Annotated in this window: 5 protein-coding genes; all 5 read right to left on the bottom strand. The window is 64.5% G+C overall.

The features are described from left to right. The coding region (locus tag Q1K49_RS14630) for a pyridoxal-phosphate dependent enzyme (RefSeq protein WP_300526704.1) at nt 1–876 on the bottom strand (876 nt) is incomplete at its 3' end. Nucleotides 877–1080: 204 nt separating this feature from the next. Next, complete coding sequence (gene thrS, locus Q1K49_RS14625) at nt 1081–2970, bottom strand: threonine--tRNA ligase (protein ID WP_300526703.1); 1890 nt, start codon at nt 2968–2970, stop codon at nt 1081–1083. A gap of 272 nt (nt 2971–3242) precedes the next feature. Beyond that, on the bottom strand, nt 3243–3818 hold the full coding sequence (locus Q1K49_RS14620) for a flavodoxin family protein (RefSeq protein WP_300526702.1): 576 nt from the start codon (nt 3816–3818) through the stop codon (nt 3243–3245). Then, a complete protein-coding gene (locus Q1K49_RS14615; protein ID WP_300526701.1) occupies nt 3815–4852 on the bottom strand; it encodes a 2-dehydropantoate 2-reductase in 1038 nt (345 codons plus the stop codon). The genes Q1K49_RS14620 and Q1K49_RS14615 overlap by 4 nt, the downstream gene beginning before the upstream one ends. Continuing rightward, nucleotides 4830–5548 (bottom strand): pantoate--beta-alanine ligase (panC, locus tag Q1K49_RS14610; protein WP_300526700.1); only part of this gene is annotated, 719 nt, incomplete at its 5' end. The genes Q1K49_RS14615 and panC, both read right to left, overlap by 23 nt.

Genomic DNA, 5548 nt, shown 5'->3' with positions numbered 1-5548 from the left:
GAAGGTCACCCGCTCCGCTCCTGCGCCGAAGGCCTCCGCGATTGGAGCACACCCCTCGGCCTGGACACCCACGAGACGGGGCAACGCATCGATGAGCCCCAGGTCCGCAAGATCCCGGAAAGCCTTGTACAGGCCGCTGATGCAGCAACCGTCACCGACGGAGATGAAGATCCGGTGAGGCATCCGCCAGGCGAGCTGCTCGGCGATCTCAAGCCCGCAGGTTTTCTTTCCCTCCACCAGGTAGGGATTGATGGCACAGTTGCGGTTGTACCAGCCAAATCGTTCGATGGCCCAGGTGGCCAGATCGAAAGCCGCCGCGTAATCCCCCCGAACCAGGACCACCGTGGCGCCGTAGACGAGGAGCTGCGCCACCTTCGCCGCGGGAGCCCTCTCGGGGACGAAGATGTAGCAGGGAAGGCCCGCCACGGCGGAAAAGCCCGCGAGGGAACTCGCCGCATTTCCCGTGGAGGCGCAGGCGATAGCCTTCTGGCCGAAATCCAGGGCCTTCGCGAGCGCCACGGCGCTCGCCCGGTCCTTCAGGGACGCCGTGGGGTTGCGTCCCTCGTCCTTCACGTGCACCTCCGCCACACCGTAGGTTTCCGCCAGTTTCGCCGACGCATAGAGAGGCGTCCATCCCACCTGGAGAGGCGGAATGGACGCCCGCGTCGTCACGGGAAGAAGGGACGCATAGCGCCACAGATCCTGTCGTCCCGTAGCCTCGAAGGTCTCGCCGGTCACGCGTCCCCGAAGCGCGGACATGTCGTAGCAAACGTCCAGCGTTCCGTCGAGACCGCAACGGGGACAGGTATAGGTACGAGCCTCCGCCTCCGGAGAGGCGCCGCAGAGAACACACCGGAGCGTGTATCTTTCCGCCATGACTTCTCGTCTCCTTCGCTTCGTACCCCGGTCGGCCCAGGGGGACTGCTGCTATTCCTCAGGAAATATCAGGATGTCGCGCCTCTTTACAATACACGTTCGTCTCCGCCTTGGGAAGTGCGACAGCGAAGAAAATCCGCAGGGAGCGCGGGAATAAAGAAACGGCCCCCGGACGAGATGTCCGGAGGCCGCAGACAGACATGGCTACAGCGGAGAGAACTCCTCGCGGAGCAGCTCCCGGAACGAATCCGGGGAGAGGCTCCCCAGGTCGCCCTTGGCCCGCTCCCGGACGGAGAGGGAACGGGTCTCCACCTCCCGGTCCCCGAGAACGATCATGTAGGGAACCTTCTGCAATTGGGCATCGCGGATCTTCTTGCCCAGTTTCTCGTCCCGAAGGTCCTTCTCGACCCGCACGTTCCAGCCGCGCAGCATGGTCTCCACCTCACGGGCGTAGGGAAGATGCGCGTCCTTCACGGGAAGCAGCTTCACCTGCACCGGAGCGAGCCAGTAGGGGAAGGCCCCCGCAAAGTGCTCGATGAGAATGCCGAAGAAGCGCTCAAGGCTCCCGAAGACCGTCCTGTGCAGCATGACAGGACGGTGTTGCGCCCCGTCGGAGCCCACGTAGGTGATGTCGAATTTCTCGGGCATCTGGAAATCGAGCTGGATCGTCCCGCACTGCCAGGTCCTGCCGATACAGTCCTCCAGATGAAAGTCGATCTTTGGACCGTAGAAGGCCCCGTCGCCGGGGTTGATCTTGAAGGGAACGCCCCCCTCCTCCAGCGCCTCCCGGAGGGACTGCTCCGCCTTCTCCCACATGAGGGGATCGCCCATGGCCTTCTCGGGGCGGGTGGACAGCTCCACCCGATACTTGAAGCCGAACACGTCGTTGTAGACGTAGTGCATCAGGTCCATGATGCCCAGGATCTCGTCCTTGATCTGCTCGGGCGTGACGTAGAGATGGGCGTCGTCCTGGGTGAAGCAGCGGACCCGCATGAGCCCGTGGAGCACGCCGGAGCGCTCGTGACGGTGCACCGTTCCGAGTTCGGCCATGCGGAGGGGCAGATCCCGGTAGCTTCGGAGCTGTGACTTGTAGACCAGCATCCCCCCGGGGCAGTTCATGGGCTTCACGGCAAAGTCCCGGTCGTCGATTTTGGTGAAGTACATGTTCTCCCGGTAGTGATCCCAGTGCCCGGAGCGGATCCACAGCTCCCGGTCGAGGATGAGGGGCGTGCGGATCTCGCAGTAGCCCCGGCGCACGTGTTCCTTCCTCCAGAAGTCCACAAGGTTGTTGATGATCACCATACCCTTGGGGTGGAAGAAGGGAAAGCCCGGCCCCTCGGGCTGGATGCTGAAGAGGTCGAGTTCCTTTCCGAGCTTCTGGTGAGCCCGCCGCTTCGCCTCCTCCATCCTCTTCAGATAGTCCTCCAGCGCCTGGGCACTCGCGAAGGCCGTGCCGTACACCCGGGTCAGCATGGCGTTCTTCTCGTCACCCCGCCAGTACGCGCCCGCGACGGAGAGGAGCTTCACGTGTCGGAGCATCTTGGTGTTCGGCACGTGGGGTCCCCGACACAGGTCGATGAACTCTCCCTGGCGGTAGCAGGAGATCTGCTCGTCCGGAAGGTCCCGGATCAGTTCCTCCTTATAGCTCTCTCCCCGTTCCTTGAAAAGCGCGAGCGCCTCCTCCCGGGGAAGAAGGACACGTTCCACCGTGAGTCCCTCGTTCACGATGCGGACCATTTCCTTTTCGATGCGGGGCAGGTCCTCTTCGGTGAACTGCCCGGCGATCTGCATGTCGTAGTAGAAACCGTCCTTGATGGACGGGCCGATTCCCAGCTTCGTGCCGGGAAACAGGCGGCACACCGCCTGAGCCATGAGATGCGAGGCGGAATGGCGCAGGACGTCAAGCCCTTCTTCGCTCTCCCCCGGAACCGGCTCGACCGTCGTTCCCTCGGCGAGTGCGCTCGAAAGATCGACAAGCCGCTCCTCCACCTTTGCCGCCACGGCCCCCTTCAGCAGCCCCCGTTCCGACAGAAGCCGGCCGGCCGTTCTTTGGGGCAGATCCTCCGACGGATGCTGCATGGTGCATTCAGACATGAGTCTCTCCTCCTCCGGTGCGTTCCGCCCTACCCTGACGAAACTCCACCCTTCATTTCAGCGGCGGATCACTCCTCCGCCGCTCGAAGAATTGTAGCATAGAAAAGCGTCTCCCCTCGCGGGAGAAAGACCCGCCCCGCCTCGAAAAACGACGGATCTCTCGGAGTCGGAGCAGGACATCCGAAAACGGAAGCCTCTTCCCACGGAAGCTCTGATGGAAGGGAGTTCTCCCGCCCTTGAGCCTGATCGTCTCTCGTTGTTGCGAGCCCGGCTCAGCGCTCTTCAGAGGTTCCCCAGGCAGAAAGGGATCTTCCCAGCGCCTCCGCCTTTTCGAGCCACTCGCTCCCCTGAATCGCCCCTTTCGCGTTCACGCCGGAAGCACAGATCTCCCCCAGATGCGTCATGCCCAGATACCCCGTGCCCCTGGCGAAGGCAAAACGGAGTCCCTCGAAGCAGCCGGAGTCCTCGTCTCCCGCGGTGGCCAGAAGGAGCGCGCCCTTCCCCGAAAGATTCCGGGGAGCGCCGTCGGCCCCATAGGGAATCAGACGGTCCCACACGGGCTTGATCTGCGCGGACCAGCTCCACCAGTAGAGAGGCGACACGAACACCACGATCTCGGCCTCGTCGAGGGCGAGATAGACGGACTGCATGTCGTCGTCGATCACGCAGGGGCGGCCGCTGCTCCAGCACCTGCGGCAATCCACGCATCCTCCGAGGCGCAGGTCCGCGAGGCGGATGGTCAGCGCCTCCCCGCCGGTCCCGCCGAATCCCCGCACCAGGGAATCCGCCAGCATTTCACTGTTTCCTCCGCGTCTCGGACTTCCGAGAAGAACCGTCATCTTTTTCATTCGCACATTTTCCCCCCATCGGCAGACTGTCGCTTTCGTTGCTTCATCGCCTCGTCCAGCGCTTCCATCAGTGCCACGACGCAGGCCGTGTCGGGAGCCGCGACGCCCCGGGCGATGCCCCTGCGAAGAATCGCCCCGCTGATCGCCCCGTTCTCCGTCGGCGTTCCCCGCTCCACGTCCTGCAGCATGGACGTCCGGTTCGTGCCCGTACGCTCCAGCACCAGCAGGAGCGAGGCCCACAGCTCCGCCTCGTCGAAAAGGACCCCCTCGGCCCGAGCCACCGCCACTCCCTCGGCGAGAAGACGACGCATCAGGGCCAGGGCGGAAGCGTTTCGAAACAGCTCTCCGTTGGAGCAGCGAAGCAGGGCGCTCACGGGGTTTCCCGCGGCGTTGAGAATCACCTTCTCCCAAACCGCTCGCCAGGGTTCGCGGAGGAGTTCCACTACGAACCCCCCGGCGCGGAAGAGCGCAGCGATTCGGGAAAGATCCCTCGACGGCCTCAGAGGCGCCATGCGAGTCACTCCATCCCCGCCCCAGTGCACGACTCCCGGAGCGCTGCGCCGGGCCCCGCAGGTGGTGACGCCGAGGGCGACCCGTTCCTCACCGAGAACCTGCGCAAGGGCCTCACCGTTGCCGAGGCCGTTCTGCAGCGAGAGGACAATGCCGTCCCGGGCAAGACACCGCGCCACGAGAGGAGCCACTGCCCCGGTCTGACCGCTCTTCACGAAGACCACCGCAAGAGAACTCTCGGCAAGCTCCTCCGGATCGTCGCTCAGGGGAAAGCGCACTCGGCATTCCTCCCCCCGGGCATCCACGTAGAGGAGCCCCCGCTCCCGGCAGACATCGAAATGCTCTCCCCGTCGCTGGAGGGCCTGAACCCGCACCCCCGCGGCGGCCAGCGAGGCGGCGAAACGCCCGCCCAGGGCGCCGCAGCCGACGATGGTCACCGGCCCGAAAGCCTCGGCCTCCTCCCGGCGGAGCACACCTTCGGAAACGGACTCTCCCCGCCCGTTACGATCCTGATCCGAGTCCATGGGAGAGCACCGCGTTGTCGATGAGCCTGGTATTTCCAATCCGGGCGGCAAGGGCGAGCACCACCGGAGCGTCCGCCGCCTCCACGGGTTCCAGGGTCATCGCGTCCCGCAGCTCCGCGTACTCCACCGCCACGGCGGGATCCTCCAGCAGAAAGGCCCGCACGTCTCCGAGCAGTCTGTCCGCACGCCGTTCTCCCTGGTCGAAGCAAAGGCGCGCCCTTTCGAGTGCCCGGCTCAGACGAAGGGCGGAACCGCGCTGCGTTTCCGAAAGGTAGACATTGCGGCTGCTCATCGCGAGGCCGTCGGGCTCGCGCACGATGGGACAGGAGACGATCTCCACGGGGACATCCAGGTCGCGCACCATGCGGCGAATCACCTGGACCTGCTGAAAATCCTTCTGACCGAAGTACGCCCGATCCGGCTGAACGAGGTTGAAAAGTTTGAGCACCACCGTACAGACGCCCCGAAAATGCCCGGGGCGGGAAGCACCGCAAAGTCCCCGACTCAGGGCCGTCTCCTCGACCCAGGTGGAGGAGTCCGGTGCATACATCTCCTCCGCCTCCGGAGCAAAGACCAGGTCCACATCCTCCGCCTCCAGAAGACGAAGATCCCTCTCAAGGTCCCGGGGATACTTGGCGAGATCCTCCTGGGGACCGAACTGTGTGGGGTTCACGAAAATGGAGACGACCGTGGAGG

Source organism: Aminiphilus sp., assembly GCF_029975095.1.
In the GTDB taxonomy this organism is placed as follows: domain Bacteria; phylum Synergistota; class Synergistia; order Synergistales; family Aminiphilaceae; genus Aminiphilus.
Note: the sequence above shows the minus strand (reverse complement) of the source record. Positions and strands in the feature narration are given on the sequence as shown.